At 66.0% G+C, this 19,287-nt stretch carries 16 protein-coding genes and 1 pseudogene; 4 read left to right on the forward strand and 13 right to left on the reverse strand.

The window, feature by feature from the left end; genetic code table 11:
* Positions 1-50 precede the first annotated feature (50 nt).
* Positions 51-1,358 carry a glycerate kinase type-2 family protein gene (locus AC1Z3O_RS15645; RefSeq protein ID WP_483516615.1) on the reverse strand — a complete coding sequence of 436 codons (1,308 nt, stop codon included), beginning with the start codon at positions 1,356-1,358 and terminating at the stop codon, positions 51-53.
* Positions 1,355-2,428 (reverse strand): tartrate dehydrogenase, encoded by a 1,074-nt coding sequence (locus AC1Z3O_RS15650; RefSeq protein WP_483516617.1) that lies wholly within the window; start codon positions 2,426-2,428, stop codon positions 1,355-1,357. The genes AC1Z3O_RS15645 and AC1Z3O_RS15650 overlap by 4 nt, the downstream gene beginning before the upstream one ends.
* A gap of 155 nt (positions 2,429-2,583) precedes the next feature.
* Between AC1Z3O_RS15650 and AC1Z3O_RS15655 the strand changes: the two genes are divergently transcribed.
* Positions 2,584-3,414 carry a class II glutamine amidotransferase gene (locus AC1Z3O_RS15655; RefSeq protein WP_483516618.1) on the forward strand — a complete coding sequence of 277 codons (831 nt, stop codon included), beginning with the start codon at positions 2,584-2,586 and terminating at the stop codon, positions 3,412-3,414.
* Positions 3,415-3,488: 74 nt separating this feature from the next.
* Here the strand turns inward: AC1Z3O_RS15655 and AC1Z3O_RS15660 are convergent.
* The 6 genes and pseudogenes from AC1Z3O_RS15660 to AC1Z3O_RS15685 form a co-directional block, all read right to left on the reverse strand.
* Positions 3,489-4,224 (reverse strand): annotated as a pseudogene (locus AC1Z3O_RS15660) (amino acid ABC transporter ATP-binding protein).
* Positions 4,221-4,904: a glutamate/aspartate ABC transporter permease GltK gene (gltK, locus tag AC1Z3O_RS15665; protein WP_483516619.1), complete on the reverse strand. Its 684-nt coding sequence runs from the start codon at positions 4,902-4,904 to the stop codon at positions 4,221-4,223. Before gltK ends, AC1Z3O_RS15660 begins: the two are co-directional and overlap by 4 nt.
* A gap of 9 nt (positions 4,905-4,913) precedes the next feature.
* Entirely contained in the window at positions 4,914-5,642 is a 729-nt protein-coding gene (locus AC1Z3O_RS15670) for an amino acid ABC transporter permease (protein ID WP_483516620.1), read from the reverse strand.
* Positions 5,643-5,705: 63 nt separating this feature from the next.
* The gene (locus AC1Z3O_RS15675; RefSeq protein WP_483516621.1) at positions 5,706-6,605 is read right to left on the reverse strand and encodes a glutamate/aspartate ABC transporter substrate-binding protein; all 900 of its coding nucleotides are present in this window, start codon (positions 6,603-6,605) and stop codon (positions 5,706-5,708) included.
* A gap of 254 nt (positions 6,606-6,859) precedes the next feature.
* Positions 6,860-8,167 carry a Glu/Leu/Phe/Val family dehydrogenase gene (locus AC1Z3O_RS15680; RefSeq protein ID WP_483516622.1) on the reverse strand — a complete coding sequence of 436 codons (1,308 nt, stop codon included), beginning with the start codon at positions 8,165-8,167 and terminating at the stop codon, positions 6,860-6,862.
* Between the two features lie 158 nt (positions 8,168-8,325).
* Complete coding sequence (locus AC1Z3O_RS15685) at positions 8,326-9,285, reverse strand: LysR substrate-binding domain-containing protein (protein ID WP_483516623.1); 960 nt, start codon at positions 9,283-9,285, stop codon at positions 8,326-8,328.
* Positions 9,286-9,476: 191 nt separating this feature from the next.
* On the opposite strand from AC1Z3O_RS15685, the gene AC1Z3O_RS15690 reads away from it, so the two are divergent.
* A complete protein-coding gene (locus AC1Z3O_RS15690) occupies positions 9,477-10,004 on the forward strand; it encodes a cysteine dioxygenase family protein (RefSeq protein WP_483516624.1) in 528 nt (175 codons plus the stop codon).
* Between the two features lie 56 nt (positions 10,005-10,060).
* Positions 10,061-10,519: an Lrp/AsnC family transcriptional regulator gene (locus tag AC1Z3O_RS15695; protein WP_483517624.1), complete on the forward strand. Its 459-nt coding sequence runs from the start codon at positions 10,061-10,063 to the stop codon at positions 10,517-10,519.
* Between the two features lie 635 nt (positions 10,520-11,154).
* On the opposite strand, the gene AC1Z3O_RS15700 is transcribed toward AC1Z3O_RS15695, so the two are convergent.
* On the reverse strand, positions 11,155-13,059 hold the full coding sequence (locus AC1Z3O_RS15700) for an ABCB family ABC transporter ATP-binding protein/permease (protein WP_483516626.1): 1,905 nt from the start codon (positions 13,057-13,059) through the stop codon (positions 11,155-11,157).
* 126 nt (positions 13,060-13,185) lie between these two features.
* Here AC1Z3O_RS15700 and AC1Z3O_RS15705 point away from each other — a divergent pair, with 126 nt between their 5' ends.
* Entirely contained in the window at positions 13,186-13,590 is a 405-nt protein-coding gene (locus AC1Z3O_RS15705) for an acyl-CoA thioesterase (RefSeq protein WP_483516627.1), read from the forward strand.
* Positions 13,591-13,855: 265 nt separating this feature from the next.
* Here the strand turns inward: AC1Z3O_RS15705 and AC1Z3O_RS15710 are convergent, their stop codons facing one another.
* The 4 genes from AC1Z3O_RS15710 to AC1Z3O_RS15725 all read right to left on the reverse strand — a co-directional run bounded on the left by AC1Z3O_RS15710 (position 13,856) and on the right by AC1Z3O_RS15725 (position 19,231).
* Complete coding sequence (locus AC1Z3O_RS15710; protein ID WP_483516628.1) at positions 13,856-15,397, reverse strand: MltF family protein; 1,542 nt, start codon at positions 15,395-15,397, stop codon at positions 13,856-13,858.
* Between the two features lie 217 nt (positions 15,398-15,614).
* Positions 15,615-17,183, reverse strand: coding sequence for a class I adenylate-forming enzyme family protein (locus AC1Z3O_RS15715; protein ID WP_483516629.1), 1,569 nt, complete (start codon positions 17,181-17,183; stop codon positions 15,615-15,617).
* A 236-nt stretch (positions 17,184-17,419) separates the two neighbouring features.
* Complete coding sequence (locus AC1Z3O_RS15720; RefSeq protein WP_483516630.1) at positions 17,420-18,196, reverse strand: enoyl-CoA hydratase; 777 nt, start codon at positions 18,194-18,196, stop codon at positions 17,420-17,422.
* A gap of 78 nt (positions 18,197-18,274) precedes the next feature.
* On the reverse strand, positions 18,275-19,231 hold the full coding sequence (locus tag AC1Z3O_RS15725; RefSeq protein ID WP_483516631.1) for a DegV family protein: 957 nt from the start codon (positions 19,229-19,231) through the stop codon (positions 18,275-18,277).
* Positions 19,232-19,287: the final 56 nt, after the last annotated feature.

Raw genomic sequence — 19,287 nt, forward strand, 5'->3', positions numbered from 1 at the left:
TTGGGGTCTTGCTTGGCCGCCGGCACAGTGGCGGGCCGGTTTCTACGGATCTACAGAATCAGGATAGCGCGGTAGTCGTTCACATTGGTGCGCGTGGGGCCGGTCACGACGAGGTCGCCGATGGCATGGAAGAAGCCCCAGGCATCGTGCGCATCAAGCTGCCGCCGCGCCGGCATGCCGGCCGCTTCGGCGCGGGCCAGCGTATCCGGCCCGGCCACGGCGCCGGCATTGTCTTCGGAGCCGTCGATGCCGTCGGTGTCCGCCGCAATGGCGTGCACGCACGCGGCGCCGTTCAGTTCCAGCGCCAGCGACAACAGGAATTCGGAGCAGCGGCCGCCGCGCGCGCCCTGCAGGCCGGGCGGCAGCGTGACGGTGCATTCTCCGCCGGAGATCAGCGCCACCGGCGCCGCGAAGGGCGCATTGTACGCCCGAATCTCACGCACCAGCGCCGCGTAGACCTGGGCCACCTCACGCGCCTCGCCGGTGACGGTGTCGCCCAGCAGCACGGGCTGGATGCCGTGCGCGCGGAAGCACGCCGCAGCAGCCTCGAGGCTGCCGTGTGCGGTCGCGATCATGCGGTTGTCGACTCTTGCGAAGACAGAGTCGCCCGGCTTCGGGGTTTCGGGCAGCTCGCCGCGCGCGCCGCGTTCCAGATGTGACTGCACCGCCGCTGGCACCGCTGCGCCGTAGCGGCGCAGGATGTCGAGCGCATCCGCGTAGGTGCTGGGATCGGCCACCGTCGGGCCCGAGGCGATGGCGCTGGGATCGTCGCCCGCCACGTCGGAGACGATCAGCGTGGTCACTGGCGCACGGCTGGCCTGGGCCAGCCTGCCGCCGTGGATGCGGGACAGGTGCTTGCGCACGATGTTCATCTCGGTGATGGGGGCGCCGCAGCGCAGCAGTTCGCGCGTGGTGGCCTTCAGGTCGGCCATGGCGATGCCGTCCGCCGGCAGCGACAGCAGGCTGGAGCCGCCGCCGGAAACCAGCACGATCAGGCGATCGTCGGGTCCCAGCGCCTGGACGCGGGCCAGGATCTCGGCCGCGGCCTGCTCGCCGGCCTCGTCCGGCACCGGATGGCCCGCCTCGATCACCCGGATGTGCTCGGTGGGCAAGCCATGCGCATAACGCGTGACGACCAGGCCTTCGAGCGCGGCGCGGCCGGCATAGGCACGCTCCACCGCCAGGGCCATCGATGCGGCTGCCTTGCCGGCGCCCACCACCAGGGTGCGCCCGCCTGCCTGCGGCGGCGGCAGGTGGCCGGCCACCACGCGCAGCGGATCGGCCGCGCCCACCGCTGCCTGGAAGCTCTCCAGCAGCAGCGCGCGGGCGTCCAGCGGCGTGGCAGCCCCGGCGCTCACAGCGCCTCCGCGATCGCCCGGCCGAGGTCGGCCGTACCCGCCGTTCCGCCGATGTCGCGCGTCAGCGGAGCGTGCTGCGGCCCAGCCGCCAGCACCGACTCGATCGCCTGCAGCACGGCCGCGCCGGCCTCGGCGTGGCCGAGGTGCTCAAGCATCATGGCGCCGCACCAGATCTGGCCGATCGGGTTGGCCACGCCGCGCCCGGCGATGTCCGGCGCCGAGCCATGCACCGGCTCGAACAGGCTGGGGAAGGTGCGGTCCGGGTTGATATTGCCCGAGGGGGCGATGCCGATGGTGCCGGTGCAGGCCGGGCCGAGATCGGACAGGATGTCGCCGAACAGGTTGCTGGCCACCACCACGTCGAACCAGTCCGGATGCAGCACGAAATTGGCCGTCAGGATGTCGATGTGGTACTTGTCGACCTTCAGCTCCGGATAGCCCGCCGCCATCGCCTCGACTCTCTCGTCCCAGTAAGGCATGGTGATCGAGATGCCGTTGGACTTGGTAGCCGAGGTCAGATGCTTCCTGGGGCGCTTCTGTGCCAGCTCGAAGGCGAACTTCAGAATGCGGTCGACCCCGACCCGGCTCATCACCGTTTCCTGGATCACCACTTCGCGCTCGGTGCCTGGGAACATGCGCCCGCCGATGCTGGAGTATTCGCCCTCGGTGTTCTCGCGCACCACGTAGAAGTCGATGTCGCCTGGCTTGCGGCCGGCCAGGGGGCAGGGAATGCCGGGCATCAAGCGCACCGGGCGCAGGTTCACATACTGGTCGAAGGCGCGCCGGAACTGCAGCAGCGAGCCCCACAGCGAGACATGATCGGGCACCGTGGCCGGCCAGCCCACCGCGCCGAAGTAGATCGCGTCGTACTTCACCAACGTATCGAACCAGTCGTCCGGCAGCATCTTGCCGTGCCGCGCATAGTAGTCGCAGCTCGAAAAATCGAACTGGTCCCATTGCAGGTCGATGCCGAAGCGGCGCGCGGCGGCGTCCATCACGCGGATGCCTTCGGGCATCACTTCCGTGCCGATTCCGTCTCCGGGAATCACAGCGATCTTGTATTGGCTCATGTCTTGGGGGGCCTGGTGGGTCGGGAAGGACTTGACCGCGCAGGGCCGGGCCGGCGCCGGCCCGGCGGCCGCGCTTGGCAGCGATCCGGCCGCGCGGGATAATAGACGCATTCTATTGCAAAGCGGCAGCCCCCTGTCGCCCCCGGTGCCCTGCCATGTGCCAGTTGCTAGGCATGAATTGCGCCACGCCGACCGACGTGACGTTCTCCTTCACCGGTTTCGCCGCCCGCGGCGGCGTCACCGACCATCACGCCGACGGCTTCGGCGTGGCTTTCTTCGAGGACAAGGCCTGCCGCCTGTTCATCGACAACCAGTCTGCCGGCACCTCGCCCGTGGCCGACCTGATCAAGCGCTACCCGATCAAGTCCAAGAACGTGATCTCGCATATCCGCAAGGCCACGCAGGGCACGGTGCTGCTGGAGAACTGCCACCCCTTCATGCGCGAGCTGTGGGGCCGGCACTGGATCTTCGCCCATAACGGCGACCTGAAGGGCTTCACCCCTTTCCTGTCGGGCGTCTACCAGCCGGTGGGCGACACCGACAGCGAGCTGGCCTTCTGCACGCTGATGCAGGGTCTGCGCAAGCGCTTTCCCGGTTCGCAGCCGCCGCTGAACGAACTGTGCCACGCCCTGGCCGACATCACGCGTGACATCACGCTGCACGGCGTCTTCAACTACCTGCTGAGCAATGGGCAGGCGCTGTTCGCGCACTGCTCCACGCGGCTGTACTACCTGGTACGGCAGTGGCCCTTCTCGACCGCCCACCTGATCGACGCCGACCTGTCGATCGACTTCGCCCAGGTCACCACGCCGGACGACCGCGTGGCCGTGATCGCCACCGCCCCGCTGACCGACAACGAGAACTGGACCGCCTTCGCACCGGGCGAGCTGATCATGTTCGAAGACGGCCACCCCACCATGACGCTGTCGGTGCCGATCCCGCCCGAGGTGCAGGCGAAGAACGCCGCCAACACAGCCTGTACCTGAGCGGCGCAGGAAATGAAAAAAAGGGACGCCGCGGCGTCCCTTTTTTTCATTTCGGCGCAGACTGCGGCCGGCGCTCAGTGATGCAGGATCTTCGACAGGAACTGGCGTGCGCGCTCGGAGCGCGCCTCGATATTGCCGAAGAATTCCTCCTTGGCGCAGTCCTCGACGATCTTGCCGGCGTCCATGAAGATCACGCGGTTGGCCACCTTGCGCGCGAAGCCCATTTCGTGGGTCACGCACATCATGGTCATGCCTTCCTGCGCGAGCTGCACCATCACGTCCAGCACCTCGTTGACCATTTCCGGGTCCAGCGCCGAGGTCGGCTCGTCGAACAGCATGCAGATCGGATCCATCGACAGCGCACGGGCGATCGCCACGCGCTGCTGCTGGCCGCCCGAGAGCTGGCCCGGGAACTTGGCCGCCTGGCTCTTCAGGCCCACGCGCTCCAGGTACTTCAGGCCCTTGGCCGTGGCCTCCTCCTTGGAGCGGCCCAGCACCTTCATCTGCGCGATGGTCAGGTTGTCGGTGATCGACAGGTGCGGGAACAGCTCGAAGTTCTGGAACACCATGCCCACGCGCGAGCGTAGCTTGGGCAGGTTGGTCTTGGGATTGCCCACGGAGGTGCCGTCGACCAGGATGTCGCCCTTCTGGAAAGGCTCCAGCGCGTTCACGGTCTTGATCAGCGTGGACTTGCCCGAGACCCGAGGGCCCGCACACCACCACCACTTCGCCCTTGGCCACCTGGGTGGTGCAGTCGGTCAGCACCTGGAAGGAGCCATACCACTTGGAAACATTGTTGATTTCAATCATATGGCCACCTTTTTCTGGTAACGCCTGACCAGCAGCGAAGCGGAGAAGCAGATCACGAAATACACCAGGCCCGCGGACAGCAGCATCTCGACGATGCGGCCATCGCGTTCGCCGATGCCATAGGACTGGCCGAAGAAGTCAGCCAGCGCGCTGACGTAGACCAGCGAGGTATCCTGGAACAGGATGATGCCCTGCGTCAGCAGCAGCGGCACCATGTTGCGGAAGGCCTGCGGCAGGATCACCAGCCGCATGGTCTGCCCGTAGGTCATGCCCAGCGCCTGCGCGGCGAACATCTGGCCGCGCGACACGCTCTGGATGCCGGCACGGATGATCTCCGAGTAGTAGGCCGCCTCGAACAGCGAAAAGGCCACCAGCGCCGAGGTCATGCGCAGGTCCGACGCCGCCGACAGGTTGAACACCTTCTGCAGCACCTGCGGAATGATCAGGAAGAACCACAACAGCACCATCACCAGCGGCACCGAGCGGAACAGCGTGACATAGCTCTGCGCGAACCAGTTCAGCGGCTTGAAGGAAGACAGCCGCATCATCGCCAGCAGGGTGCCCCAGACGATGCCGACGACCACCGCGGTGACGGTGATCTTCAGCGAGATCTGCATGCCCTCCCACAGCACCGGCAGCGAATCGGCGTTGATCGAGGAGAAGTCGAAATGATATGCCATGGCTTCTCCTTATTTGCTGCTGATGAAGCCGGGCACGCGGCTGCGGCTCTCGACCCAGCGCATGAACAGCATCACCGTCACATTGATCAGCGCATACATCACCGTCACGGCGATGAACGACTCATAGGGGCGCGCGGTGTAGTCCACCAGCTGGCGCCCCTGCGCGGCCAGTTCCAGCAGGCCGATGGTCGACGCCACTGCAGAATTCTTGAAGATGTTCAGGAATTCCGAGGTCAGCGGTGGCACGATCACGCGGAAGGCCATCGGCAGCAGTACGTAGCGATAGGTCTGCGCCAGCGAGAATCCCATCGCCAGGCCGGCGTTCTTCTGGCCGCGCGGCAGCGAGTTGATGCCGGAGCGCACCTGCTCGCACACGCGCGCCGCGGTGAAGGTGCCCAGGCACAGCATGGCTGCCAGGAACTGCTGGGTGAAGGGGTTCATCTGCTTGATGGCATCGCCGCCGGGCAGCAGCTCGGGCGCGACGAAGTACCAGATGAACAGCTGCACCAGCAGCGGAATATTGCGGAACACTTCGACATAGGTCGCGGCGATCCCGGAAAGCAGCTTGTTCGGCACCGTGCGCAGCACGCCGAGCACGGAGCCGATGATCAGAGCAATGATCCACGAGGAGAGGCCCAGCGCCAGCGTGACCTTCAGGCCGGAAATCATCCAGTCCAGGTAGGTCTCGTTCTGCGCAGCCTGCTCGAGGAAAACTCCCCAATGCCAGTTGTAGTTCATGATGCGTCCTCAAAAAGAAACGGAAGGACTCGCCTTCCGTTTCGCAGTCCCGTTCAATCCTGGTCAGTCTAGTGCCTTATCGTTCGGGTTCTTGAAGAGCGCCTTCATATCGTCGGACAGCGGGAAGTCCAGGTTCAGGCCCTTCGGCGGCACGGGCTGCATGAACCACTTGGTGTACAGCGTATTGATGCTGCCATCCTTCATCAGGCCGGCGATCACGCCGTCGGCCACCTTCTTGAACTGTGCATCATCCTTGCGGATCATGCAGCCGTAGGCCTCGCGCGATTGCGGCTTGCCCACCACGATCCAGTCGGACGGGTTCTTGGCCTTGGCGCGCTCGCCATACAGCAGGGCGTCATCCATCATGAACGCCACGGCACGGCCGGACTCCAGCGTCAGGAACGACTGGCCATGGTCCTTGGTGCTGATGATGTTCATGCCCAGTTTCTGGTCATCGTTCATCTTGCGCAGCATGCGCTCCGACGTGGTGCCGGCGGTGGTCACGACGTTCTTGCCCTTCAGGTCGGACCAGTCCTTGATGCCGCCATCCTTCTTCACCATGATGCGGGTGCCGATGATGAAGATGGTGTTAGTGAACGCCACCTGCTTCTGACGCTCGAGGTTGTTGGTGGTCGAGCCGCACTCGATGTCGATGGTGCCGTTCTGCAGCAGCGTGATGCGGTTCTGCGAGGTGATCGGGATTTCCTTGACCTGCAGGTTCGGCAGCTTCAGCTTGTCCTTGACGGCTTCGACGATCTTGATGTTGATGTCGTAGGAATAGCCGACCTGGCGCACGCCACCCAGGTTGTAGTTGAACGGAATGGAAGAATCCCGTACACCAAGCGTGATCACACCGGTATCTTTGATCTTCTTCAGCGTGCCCGTCAGTTCCTCGGCGGCCTGAGCCGTACCGCACAGCAAACCGACCGCCACCATCGCGGTAGCCAACTTGGCAAAATTCATGTGTTCTCCTTGACCATGAAGAGAAGGCGGGTGCCACAAAACAACACCCCGCCGATGGAATAGTATTGCTTAGCTCGTCACTCGAAACAACGGGTTTTCCCCTAATTGCCTCCAAAGCCGGTCAAGGCTTGCGCATCACATCAAACTTGCGCCATAAAGCAAAAGCGGCTGCCGACAGGGTCGGCAGCCGCTTTCCGGTGCGTCATGGCCGGAATTGGTGCAATGCAACATTCCGGCCGCGATCCGCTTTCCGATCAGGGGTACAGGCCACGCATCTCGCGCGCCTGCAGGATCCGCGTGCAGGCCACGATGAAGGCGGCCGTGCGCAGGGTCACCTTGTTGTCCTGGGCAACCTGCCAGATCGCCCGGAAGGCTTCTTGCATGATTCGTACCAGGCGCTGGTTGATCTCCTCTTCGGTCCAGAAGAAGCTGGAGAAGTCCTGCACCCACTCGAAGTAGGACACGGTCACGCCGCCGGCGTTGGCGATCACGTCCGGCGCCACCAGGATGTTGCGCTCACGCAGGACATCGTCGGCTTCCGGCGTGGTCGGGCCGTTGGCGCCCTCGATGACCAGCTTGGCCTTGGTCAGCGACGCCCGCTTGGCGGTGAGCTGCCCTTCCAGCGCGGCCGGGATCAGGATGTCGCAGTCGACCTCCCAGAACTGGTCGGTGCTGATGGTCTCGGCCTTGAAGCCGTCGATGGTGCCGCTGTGCGAGGCGTATTCCATCATCGCCGGCACGTCCAGGCCGGCCGGGTTGTACAGCGAGGTGCGGTGGTCCTGCACCGCCACCACCTTGGCGCCCGCCTCATGGAACAGCTTGGCCGCCACCGCGCCCACGTTGCCGAAGCCCTGCACGGCCACGCGTGCACCCTTGATGTCCATGCCCAGGTTGCGGGCGGCCTCGCTGCCGACCACGAAGACGCCGCGGCCGGTGGCCTCATGGCGGCCCAGCGAACCGCCCAGCGAGATCGGCTTGCCCGTCACCACGCCGGTGGCGGTGCTGCCGGAGTTCATCGAGTAGGTATCCATCATCCACGCCATCACCTGTGCATTGGTGTTGACGTCCGGCGCCGGGATGTCCTTGCTCGGCCCGATGATGATATTGATCTCGCTGGTGTAGCGGCGCGTAACGCGCTCCAGCTCCCCCTGCGACAGCGTGCGCGGATCCAGGCGGATGCCACCCTTGGCGCCGCCGTAGGGCACGTTGACCGCCGCGTTCTTGACCGACATCCAGGCCGACAGTGCCATCACCTCGGACAGGGTCACGTCCTGGTGGAAGCGCACGCCGCCCTTGCCGGGGCCGCGCGACAGGTTGTGCTGCACGCGATAGCCCTCGAAGTGGGCGATGGTGCCGTTGTCCAGCTCGATGGGCACGTCGACGATCAGCGCGCGCTTGGGGCGCTTGAGGGTCTCGACCCAGCGGGCCAGCGAGCCCAGGTAAGGCGTGACGCGCTCGACTTGCTTGAGGTAGATGCCCCAGGGCCCGAGTTCCTCGGGATTCAGGTAGGACGGCAGGGCGTGGTCTGCGGACGGAACGTGAAGCGGTACGGCGGAAGACATCGTTGGTTTCCGGGTGACAAGGTGGCGCTAGCTTAGGCGAGCGTCTCGCGCGGAATCCAATGCCGTTTGCTCATCCCGTCATGCAAATCTTGCATAACCTTGCCAGCCCCCGAAACCTCCCTTGTGCCGCCCGCGGGCGCCTGCCCCGCGGTGGCCGGCTATTCGCCGGTTCCGGATTCGGTCAGGGTGGACCAGACCTGGTCGACCAACTGCCGCTTGCGGCGGGCCGGGCTGCCGCGCCGCTCGGCCCCGCCCTCGCCTGGCTTGGCCCGGTACAGGCGGATCTCCATCTCGATGGACAGCGGCCGCTGGCGCGGCGCTTCGGCGCGCACCAGCCGGCCTTGCGCCACGTCTTCGCGCACTGCGCTCTCGGGCAGGAAGGCGATGCCGTGCCCGGCCAGCGCCATCACCTTGAGCGCCTCGGCCATATCGGTCTCGTAGCACTTGTCGAGCTTGAAGGCCTCGGCGGTGTCGGCCAGCAGCAGGTCGACCATGCGGCCGAGGAAGGCATTGGCCGTGTAGCTGAGGAAGGGCACCGGCTTGCGCTCGCTGCCCGGCAGCCGGAACAGCGGCTTGCCGTCGGCATCCGGCGCGCAGTAGGGCGACAGCCGCTCGACGCCGAGCACCAGCATGTCGTAGTGGGCGGGGTCGAGCTGGATGGCTTGGCGCGCATGGTGGTAGACCATGACCAGGTCGCAGCCGCCCTCCACCAGCATCAGCACCGCATCGTGCACGTTGAGCGCGCGCAGCCGGCACGGCAGCGTGCCCAGCTTGCGCTCCAGCGCCTTCAGCCATTCCGGGAAGAAGGTCAGCGACAGCGTATGCGGCACGGCGAAGTCCAGCACCAGGCCGTTCGACGAGCGCTGGCCGCGCATCAGCGCGCGCGTCTCGCTGACCTGCGCCAGCATCGCCAGGGCCTGCTCGTAGAAGACCTTGCCGGCTTCCGTCAGCCGGGTCGGGTAGCTGGAGCGGTCGATCAGCTCCGTGCCCACCCAGGCCTCCAGCGACTGGATGCGGCGCGAGAAGGCAGGCTGGGTCACATGACGCAGCTCGGCCGAACGCGAGAAGCTGTGCGTCTCGGCCAGGCTGACGAAGTCTTCAAGCCATTTGATTTCCATGAGGCGGCATTATCCACCGGCGGGCACCGAACAGGGAATCGGAAGCCGCGTAGCTCGAACTGAGTATACAATGCTCAATTAGCAACTACGTATAGAATAATTTTCTTCCAATGGCGAAGCTGCGGCCATAGAATGCACGTATGTGCTCCAGACTACCCGCTACCATGGGGGCATAAGTCCAGGAGCCCAGAATGCAACAGAGCCAAGCCATCGGCGCGCCCTTCGCGCCGCTCGCCCACAGCATGGAAGCCGCCTTCGCGCACAGCGCGCGCCAGGTTGCCAGCGGCATCGAGACCCATCTGCCCGACGCCGCCGAGCTGCTGGCGCAGCTGCCGGAATCCGCGCGCGGCGGCAGTGCCGAGACTTATACCCGCCACCTGATCTACGCCGACCCCTTCGAGCGCTTCTCGATGATGCTGCTGGTCTGGCGCCCGGGACAGGCCAGCCCCGTGCACGGCCACCGCTGCTGGTGTGCCTACCGCGTGCTGCAGGGGCAGTTGCGCGAGCGCCACTACCACTGGGATGCGATGGCGGGCCAGGCGCGTTGCGTGGGCCAGGTGGACCGAGCCGCAGGCGACACCTTCAGCGTGCCCGCCGGACTGCAGCACATCCACGCGCTCGGCAACGAGAGCGATTCGGTGGCCGTCTCCCTGCACATCTATGGAGTCGGCCCGCAGCACATCGCCAGCGGCGTGAACCTGCTGGTGGACGCCGCCTGAGCGCCGCGGCGCCGTCGCTGCGCGACCGGCAACCGGCGCAATGAGTGAACGAGGCGATGGACCGCTACGACAAAGAGATACTGGAGATCCTGCAGGAAGACGCCACCGTGCCGGTGGCCGAACTGGGAGAAAGAGTCGGGCTGACTTCCACGCCCTGCTGGCGCCGCGTGCAGAAGCTGGAAGACAGCGGCGTGATCCGCAAGCGGGTGGCGCTGCTCGATGCCGCCCGGCTCAACGTGGGCGTGACCGTGTTCGTCTCGGTTCGCACCAGCCAGCACAACGACAAATGGCTCAAGAGCTTTCACGCGCTGGTCGCCTCCATCCCGGAAGTGACCGAGTTCTACCGCATGGCCGGCGACACCGACTACCTGCTGCGCGTGGTGGTACCCGACATCGCTGCCTATGACCGCGTCTACAAGAAGCTGATCCAGGGCGCGGAACTGGCCGACGTCAGTTCCAGCTTCGCGATGGAGCAGATCAAGTACACCACGGCGCTGCCGCTGGATTACGCCTAGAGCCCCTGGCCGACGGGGGGCTCTCCCTCCCGCAAGCGTTGAGGATTACCGACAAATCAAGGAGGCGGGAGGCGCTCGTTTCACGAGAAGGCCAGCCTTGGCATGGCTGCCGGAGGCTGGTGCCAGCACGCCCACCACGAAACCAACCACGATCAGTAGGAAGTGGTGGCCAGCCTCGGTAACGGCAGGATGGTCGAACCATCACGGCGGCCCGGCATCAGGGGCCCAACAATCCATGCTCCCGGCATTGGCAGCGTCGACCACTTGAGCACAGGGCGTGGCAGCGACCAGCAGAGGCGACACGCCCACCACTGCTGGCGATAACCCAAGAGAGCCTTATTGCTCTGCCCCCGGCAGGGTCTGCTTTCTTTTCGTTAGTTTTCTTTGCAGAACGCAAAGAAAAGTGACCGGCAGCCCCCGAAGGGGGATGTCGTATGGCTGTTGGGTGCAAAGGCTGACGCCGTCCGGAACAAGGACGCGATGTCGCCACATCATGCGAGATCGGCAAGAGGCATTAGATCGTGGCTGCAAGCGCCTGCCCTCTCCCCCGGCCCCTCTCCCGCAAGCGGGAGAGGGGAGAAAACCAGCGCCGCGGCGAACGCATTTGCGTGGAACCCGGCCCAGCCAGAGCAAGATCAGGCGTCCTGCGTTTCGTCGCCGACCTCGATGGCGCGCGCATCGGCGCTGGCGTCCACCCCGCCCTCGCCCTGGCGCGCGCTGCGCGCCTGGATCTCCCACATTTCCGCGTAGCGGCCACCCGCGCGCATCAGTTCGGCGTGCGTACCGCGCTCGACGATGCAGCCACGGTCCATCACCAGGATCTGGTCCGCATGCACGACGGTGGACAGGCGGTGCGCGATCAGCAAGGTGGTGCGGTCTTGGGCGAGCCGCATCAGCTCGGCCTGGATGGCCTGCTCGGTGCGCGAGTCGAGCGCGGAGGTGGCCTCGTCGAACACCAGGATGGGCGGGTTCTTCAGCAGCGTGCGCGCGATCGCCACGCGCTGCTTCTCGCCGCCCGACAGCTTGAGCCCGCGCTCGCCCACCGGCGTGTCGTAGCCCTGCGGCAGCTCGCGGATGAAGGTGTCGATCTGCGCGGCGCTCGCCGCGGCAATGACCTCGTCGTGGCTTGCTTCCGGGCGCCCGTAGGCGATGTTGTAGTAGATGCTGTCGTTGAACAGCACGGTGTCCTGCGGCACGATGCCGATGGCGCGCCGCAGGCTGTCCTGGGTGACCGCGCGGATGTCCTGCCCGTCGACCAGGATCGCGCCCGAGCCGACATCGTAGAAGCGGAACAGCAGCCGCGCCAGCGTCGACTTGCCCGAGCCGCTGTGGCCTACCACCGCCGTGGTCGTGCCGGCGGCGATGGTGAAGTCGACGCCCGACAGGATCACGCGGTCGCGCTCGTAGCCGAAGCCCACGTCGCGGAAGCAGACCTCGGCGCCGCCGCTGCGCAGGGGCTGGGCACCCGGCGCATCGGCCACTTCCTGGTGGGTGCCGAGCAGCACGAACATGCGGTCCATGTCGGTGGTGGCCTGCTTGATCTCGCGGTAGATCACGCCGAGGAAGTTCAGCGGGATGTAGAGCTGGATCATCAGGGTGTTGACCAGCACCAGGTCGCCCAGGGTCAGCTTGCCCGCGGCCACGCCGACTGTAGCGCGCCACAGGATCAGGATCAGCCCCGTGGCGATGATGGCCTGTTGGCCGAAGTTCAGGAAGGACAGCGAGTTCTGCGAACGGATCGCGGCGGTGCGGTAAGTGCGCAGGTTCTCGTCGTAGCGGCTCGCCTCGTATTCCTCGTTGCCGAAGTACTTGACCGTCTCGAAATTGAGCAGCGAGTCGATGGCCTTCTGGTTGGCGCGCGAGTCCAGCTCGTTCATCTTGCGCCGGAAATGCGTGCGCCATTCGGTCACCACCACCGTGAACACGATATAACCCGCCAGGGCGGCGCCGGTGATGCCGGCGAACCAGATGTCGTAGCGCAGCAGGAAGAAGCCCATCACCAGCGCCATTTCCACCAGCGTGGGCACGATGCTGTACAGGGAGTAGGAGATCAGCGACTGGATGCCGCGCGTGCCGCGCTCGATGTCGCGGCTCATGCCGCCGGTCTGCCGCTCCAGGTGGAAGCGCAGCGACAGGCCGTGCAGGTGCCGGAACACCTGCAGCGCGATCTCGCGCACCGCGCTCTGCGTGACCTTGGAGAACAGGATCTCGCGCAGCTCGGTGAACAGCGTGCTGGACAGGCGCAGCAGGCCGTAGCCGACGATCAGCCCGACCGGCACCACCAACAGCGCCCGCGTGTCGCCGGGGGCGATGTTCATGCTGTCGATCAGCTTCTTCATCAGCACCGGCACGCCCAGGTTGGCCACCTTGGCCGCCACCAGGCACGTCAGCGCCAGCATCACCCGCCATTTGTAGTGCCAGACGTAGGGCAGCAGGTTGCGCACCGTCTGCCAGTCGCCGCGCCGGGCGCCCTGGCCGGAAAACAGGGAATGCGAGCCGGCGGCCGGGGCGGGCTCGGCCGATGTGGGGAAGCGTCTCATACGTTAGAATTCAAGCCAATATTTCATTGTCGCAGAGATCGCGGCACCCGGCTGGCACGCATCCCGCGGCCACCCGGCCGGACCCACCGGCCTCGCACACAGCCCCCTCTTTTCACTTCCAGCATCATGACCGAATCCCACGTCGTCCCTGCCCTGCCGGCAGGCAAGAATCCCGCACTACGCGTCGTCCCGATGCCTGCCGACGCCAATGTGCACGGCGATGTGTTCGGCGGCTGGATCATGGCGCAGGTCGACATCGCCGGCTCCATCCCGGCAGTGGAACGCGCCCAGGGGCGCGTGGCCACGGTGGCGGTGAACAGCTTTCTGTTCAAGCACCCGGTCTTCGTTGGTGACCTGGTGAGCTTCTACGCCGACATCGTCAAGACCGGCCGCACGTCGATCACTGTGTCGGTCGAGGTTTATGCGCAACGCATGCGGCACAGCAATGCGATCGTCAAGGTGACGGAGGCGACGCTGACGTATGTGGCTACTGATGAGGATCGGCAGCCTAGGGTGTTGCCGAAGGTTTGAGTTGCGGGACTGGGCTGGGCTGAGTTGAGTTGTGTGTTCGAGCGGTGTGGGTTGATCGGGCCAACGGCCTGTTTCGACTCCCCTGCGGGGAGCCGACCTACTTTCTTGTCTTGCCAAGAAAGTAGGCAAAGAAGGCGCGCCGGATGCGGCTTAACTTCCCCTCGCGGGCTGGCGAAAAGAGCGGCCGGGCCCCAACTCGGATCGCCTTGGCCCGCGGTGCACTACCGCGAACTGCGCTTCCACAGGCGAGCACCACACGCCCGGCCTAATTACCAGCCTTGAATTCCTTGATCGCCCGCTCCCGCGCAGCGTGCCGCTCCTGCAGCAGCCGGTAGGCCGTGTAGTACTTGAAGATATTGCGGACATAGGTGGTGGTCTCGATGCCGATGTCCTCGGCCACCACGATCTCCACATTGTTGAACCACTTGTCGGGATCCAGGCCGCGCTCTGCCGCTTCGGCGCGCATTTTCGCGATATTGCCCGGACCGGCGTTGTAGCTGGCGAAGGCGAAGAGCGGCCGGTCCGCATCCGAGAAATGCGCGTCGGCGAAGTATTTCGTCATCAACAGATCCATGTACTTGGTGCCGGCATGGATGTTGTGCTCCGCGATGCGGATATTGCCGACATTGAGCTGCTTGCCGGTAGCCGGCATGATCTGCATGATGCCTACGGCGCCCACGTGGCTGCGGGCATCCTGGTTCAACCGTGATTCCTGGAAGCCCTGCGCAGCCAGCATCAGCGGATCGAAACTGTAGTCCTTGCCGTACTTCTCGAAGGTGCGGATGGTCTGCTCGAAGCGCTGGTATTCGGCCTGGTTGGTGTTGTTCTTGATCTGCCTGACCCGGTGCATGTACTGCTTGAGCCGGTACTCGGCGATGCCGAGCTTCTTCATGTAGTTGACATCGAAATCATCGAGAGCCTTGCGCAGCAGCGGGCTGTTCTTGCGGAACGCCCACCCGGTATAGCCTTCGTTGCGCACCGCCAGGTCGTGCCGCACCTTGAGCTTGGGCAGGATCTGCGCCCACATATCCGCCTTCCAGCCATCTACCACCACGATGGACAACAGGCCGGCATTGACCATCTCCATGGCGTCCTCGTCCTCCAGCGCATCCGGCAGCAGGGCCAGCTTCATCGGTGGCTTGCCGGCACGGCGCAGCTTGTCGTTCAGTGCGGTCAGGCTTTCGTAGTAGCTGCTGGAGCGCCGCACATATACCGTCTTGCCGGCGAGATCGTTCAGGTGGCTCAGTGCCGGCGCCGTGGGGCCGGTCACCACCAGTTCGCGCACCGGCTTCTGGTGTCGCGGCGCGGCAAAGTCGACCACTTTGAGCCGTTCTTCCGTTTCCGTGAGGTTACCGGCCGCGATGTCACCCAAGCCCGCCTCCAGGTCTGACAGGAGGCGGTCACGTGTGGTGGGGATGATGTAGACGGTCAGCGGCCGATTGCCAAGGCGGCTGGCATAGGTCTTGTTCAGGTACCGCTCCAAATCGCGCACCATCTCCGCGGTCAGACCGCGTTCGTGGCCTCTGTCGCTGAAGTAAAGAGTGCGGCTGTACGGCACCAGCACGCGGATGGTGCGCTGCTCGAGCATCGCGTCGAAGTCCCCTTTCCACGGCTTGTTGGTCAGCTTGAGCTGCCGCACGGTTGTGGCCCCGGCTGCGTTGGCCGGCTTGGGGACGGCAACTGCCGGTGCAGAGGCGGGCGCAGTCTTCTGCTGCGCCACAGCAAACGGCCCCCAGGAACACAGCACCCCGGCCAGGCCGTTCAGCAAGAGGCCTGCCAGGCGAGGAAGACGGCGATGGACTGGCATGACGGGCACCCGCCGCGAACGGAGGATCAAGTGCGGCGCATGCTTCTTGAGTCTAGCCGCGACGCGCGGCCTTACAAGGTCGAGGAAAGACCGCTTCCTGCGGAACAATTCCTCGGCGCGGTCAGCAGCGATGGCCTGGGCCGGGTAAGCCAGCCCAGGCCCACACCATATTTCAGCGGGCCTTGTTACCGGCTCGCCACCGGCTGCCGGAACAGAATCACAAGCGCTGCCCGTACCCCTCGCGCAACTCCCGCTTCAACACCTTGCCGATCGCACTACGCGGCAGCGAATCGGTAAAGTGCAGCGCGGCCAGCCGCTGGGTCTTGCCCAGACGCGCATTGACCCAGGCCAGCAGATCCGCCTCGGTCGTGGTGGCGCCGTCGCGCGGCACCACGAATCCCACCGGTGTCTCACCCCAGGCTTCGGACGGCACGCCGACGACCGCGGCCTCGGCGACGTCCGGGTGCTCGCGCAGTTCGCCTTCCAGATCGCTCGGGTACACATTGAAGCCACCCGAGATGATCATGTCCTTCTTGCGGTCGAGCAGCGTCAGGAAACCGTCGGCATCGAAGCGGCCCATGTCGCCGGTGCGGATAAAGCGCTTGCCGCTGGGGTCATACCATTCGGCCTCCGAGGTCTTGCCCGGCTCGCGGTGATAGCCGTTCATCATCGTGGCCGAGTGGCCGACCACTTCGCCCGCCTCGCCCGGCCCCACCTGGCGGCCCTGCTCGTCGATCAGGCGGATGTCATGCCCGTCCACCGGACGCCCCACCGTGTGCAGCTTGTCCGGGAACTCATGGGCGCGCAGCTCGCACGAGCCGCCGCCCTCGGTCATGCCGTAGTACTCGGTCAGGCGGCCCGGCCAGCGGCGCAGCACGTCGGCCTTGAGCTTGGCGGCGAAGGGCGAGCTGGTGCAGAACTTGGCCTGGAAGGACGACAGGTCATAGCGGTCGAAGTCGGGATGCGCCATCAGCCGCTGGTATTGCACCGGCACCAGCATGCTGTGGGTGACACGGTATTTCTGGGCCAGCTCCAGGTAGCGCTTGGCATCGAACTTGGGCATCAGTACCACGGTGCCGCCGAACGTAAGCGCCGGGAAGAAGCTGACCAGTGTGGTGTTCGAGTACAGCGGCGTGGAAATCAGCGCCACCGCGTCCGGGCTGTAGACCGCACCGCCGGCACGCTTGGCGTAGGACCAGCGCATGCCGTGCGACTGCACGATGCCCTTGGGCGCGCCCGTGGTGCCGGACGAGTAGATGATGTTGAACGGCCATTCAGGCTGGATGGCCACCGGCTGCGGCCGGGCCCCTGCGCCCGCCAGCCAGTCGGCCAGCGGCGCTTCGCCCGGGCCGGCGCCGGCATCGAGCCGGACCCGGCGCGTGCCGAGCTTGTGCAGTTCGTCAGCGTGCGGCGCCAGCGCGGCGGACACGTCGGCATCCAGGAACAACAGGCGCGCCTGCGCGTTGGCGATCATGCCCAGCAGGCCGGCCGGCGTGGACGACGGTGCCAGCGGCGCGACCGCGACGCCGGCGCGCAGGCTGCCGAGGAAGGCCACCGCATAGTCGATCGATGCGGTCGCGCACAGCGCGATGGCGTCGCCGGGGCCGAAACCGTCGCGCTGCAGCGAGGCGGCGAAGCGGTCCGTCATCGCATCCAGTTCCGCGTAGCCGACGCTGCGCTCGTCGAGCACCAGCGCCGGATGGGCGCCTCGCTCGACTGCGTACTGGCGGATCATGTCGGTTACCGGGGTAAAGGCCTGCTCTAGCAGGCTGGCTGCCGTCGTCATCTTGTCTCCTGGAGAGTCGCGGGGGAGCCGGCCGGTGCCGGCCCTTCCGCCTTCTTGTGATTTTCTCTTCGCCCCCCGCGGACGGGCCGGGCAGGGTCGCGCGGGCGTAGAGCTTGCGCCGCGCGCCTGCTTTTTTATCACAGGCGGCCGATCCCTGCAGTGGGCTGCAGTGCCGCGCGGTCCGGCATCGGCTTGCCGCGAATGCCCCGGGGCATCGCGCCTGGCGATGCCCGGACTCAGTCGAAGCGCGAGAAATCCGGCTTGCGCTTCTCGAAGAAGGCTGCGAAGGCCTCCTTGGCTTCCGGCGATTGCAGCATGCGGCGGAACACGGCCCCTTCCTCGGCCATCTTGGCCTCGACCGCGGCGATGTCGCCCCCCTTCATCAGGCGCTTGGTCTCGCGCAGCGACGAGGCGGGCAGCGCCGCCAGCCTGGCTGCCTGCTTGCGCGCGAAGGCCTCCAGCTCGGCCACCGGCAGCACGCGCGTGACCAGGCCGATACGGTATGCCTCCTCGGCATCGAAGGCTTCGCCCAGCATCAGCTTGTCGGCCGCGCGCTGGTAACCCAGCAGGCGCGGCAGCAGCAGGCTGGATGCCGCCTCGGGGCACAGCCCGAGCTGGACGAAAGGCAGGGAGAGTTTCGCGGTCTCCGACGCGTAGACGAAATCGCAATGCAACAGCATGGTGGTGCCCACGCCAACCGCCGGTCCGCTGACCGCCGCCACCAGCGGCTTGCTGGCATGGCTGATCTGATGAAGGAACTGGAACACCGGGGCCTTGGCGGCATCCTCGCCGCTGGCTGGCGGGCGCTGCGCGAAGTCCTCCAGGTCGTTGCCGGCGGTGAAGATCTCGGGCTTGCCGCAGATCAGGATGGCGCGCACGCTGGCGTCGGCCTCGGCCGCACGCAGCGCATCGGCCATGGCCTGGTACATCGCCGCGGTGATGGCGTTCTTCTTGTCGGCGCGATCGAAGGCGATGGTGAGGACGCCCTGCTCGATGTGGGTAAGGATGCTCATGCTTGTCTCTGCTGTTGTCGTGGTTGTAGGGGTTGTCGAGGGTTGCCGTCCCTTGTCTTTTAACGAGGCGCGCCGTGCTCAAGCCAGCGGCGGCGGGTCTGCGGAAAGATAACTCAGGCAAAAGGCCTTGGCACCGACGTTGAGCGCTACAGTCAGGCTCATCGGCGCCAGCATCAGTTCTACACCGTGCTGTTGCGCGGTGGCCTCCAATGCGCGAAAGGCCGGCCAGGCGCGCACCGCCTCGACAGGGCCGGCGTAGCTGCACGCGACTGCCGGCGTGAGCAGGCGGCCGGTGCGGATGCAGGCTTCGGCGTGGGCGAGCACGCGGCGCACACCGTCCTCGGCGCCACGCGCCTTGGCCACCGCCTCGGTCTGGCCGCGGTGCATGCGGATCACTGGCCGGATCTTGAAGGCGCTGCCCATCATGTAGCGGCTCCAGGTAATGCTTTGCTCGCCCTTGTGACGCGCACGCGTGTACATGTAGAGCAGTTCGTCCGGCACCAGGAACATGTGCGCGGCGTCGCGCAGCCGGCCCTCCACGGCGTCCACCACCTCTTGCGCGCCGGCGCCGCCGGCCAGCAGGCGCGCGGCCTCGCGCACGATCAGCGCCTGGCCCGGGCCGATCGCGCCGGTGTCGACCACCGTCAGTTCGAACAGTCCGTGGCGCCCGGCGTCCTTGCGCAGCTTGAAGCTGCGCGCGGCGGTGCCGACCACCGCACCGCTCGCATTGCCGTGGAGTTTGCTGCGGCTGCCGGCGATGGTCAGCAGGATCGCATGGTCGCAACGCGTGACCACGTGGCGCAGCAGGTGTTCCTCCAGCTCCCGCTCCAGCAGCGGGATCGATTCTGCGTAGTGGTCCTGCTTGCCGACCAGGTACTGCGCATAGAGCGCGGGCAGCGCCTGCTCATCGCGCGTATCGGCGATGAAGCGCTCCCCGGCGCGAACCCGGAACGGCACCGTCTCCACCCCGAGCGCATCGAGCATGGCACGCGGCATGTCACAGGCGGCGTCCGCCAGGATGACCGTCTCCTTCATCTTGTCTCCCCCCTTGGCTATCCGGTGATCCGCCCTGCGGGCGGCAGTGTACGGCT

The organism is Cupriavidus sp. 09_S30, assembly GCF_056930435.1.

Bases quoted from the DNA above. Each gene is read 5' to 3' on its own strand.
- AC1Z3O_RS15690 (WP_483516624.1), top strand. From the start codon at position 9,477: ATGCAACAGAGCCAAGCCATCGGCGCGCCCTTCGCGCCGCTCGCCCAC.
- AC1Z3O_RS15680 (WP_483516622.1), bottom strand. From the start codon at position 8,167: ATGTCTTCCGCCGTACCGCTTCACGTTCCGTCCGCAGACCACGCCCTG.
- AC1Z3O_RS15655 (WP_483516618.1), top strand. From the start codon at position 2,584: ATGTGCCAGTTGCTAGGCATGAATTGCGCCACGCCGACCGACGTGACG.
- gltK (WP_483516619.1), bottom strand. From the start codon at position 4,904: ATGGCATATCATTTCGACTTCTCCTCGATCAACGCCGATTCGCTGCCG.
- AC1Z3O_RS15685 (WP_483516623.1), bottom strand. From the start codon at position 9,285: ATGGAAATCAAATGGCTTGAAGACTTCGTCAGCCTGGCCGAGACGCAC.
- AC1Z3O_RS15675 (WP_483516621.1), bottom strand. From the start codon at position 6,605: ATGAATTTTGCCAAGTTGGCTACCGCGATGGTGGCGGTCGGTTTGCTG.
- AC1Z3O_RS15705 (WP_483516627.1), top strand. From the start codon at position 13,186: ATGACCGAATCCCACGTCGTCCCTGCCCTGCCGGCAGGCAAGAATCCC.
- AC1Z3O_RS15650 (WP_483516617.1), bottom strand. From the start codon at position 2,428: ATGAGCCAATACAAGATCGCTGTGATTCCCGGAGACGGAATCGGCACG.
- AC1Z3O_RS15720 (WP_483516630.1), bottom strand. From the start codon at position 18,196: ATGAGCATCCTTACCCACATCGAGCAGGGCGTCCTCACCATCGCCTTC.
- AC1Z3O_RS15715 (WP_483516629.1), bottom strand. From the start codon at position 17,183: ATGACGACGGCAGCCAGCCTGCTAGAGCAGGCCTTTACCCCGGTAACC.
- AC1Z3O_RS15695 (WP_483517624.1), top strand. From the start codon at position 10,061: ATGGACCGCTACGACAAAGAGATACTGGAGATCCTGCAGGAAGACGCC.
- AC1Z3O_RS15670 (WP_483516620.1), bottom strand. From the start codon at position 5,642: ATGAACTACAACTGGCATTGGGGAGTTTTCCTCGAGCAGGCTGCGCAG.
- AC1Z3O_RS15725 (WP_483516631.1), bottom strand. From the start codon at position 19,231: ATGAAGGAGACGGTCATCCTGGCGGACGCCGCCTGTGACATGCCGCGT.
- AC1Z3O_RS15710 (WP_483516628.1), bottom strand. From the start codon at position 15,397: ATGCCAGTCCATCGCCGTCTTCCTCGCCTGGCAGGCCTCTTGCTGAAC.
- AC1Z3O_RS15700 (WP_483516626.1), bottom strand. From the start codon at position 13,059: ATGAGACGCTTCCCCACATCGGCCGAGCCCGCCCCGGCCGCCGGCTCG.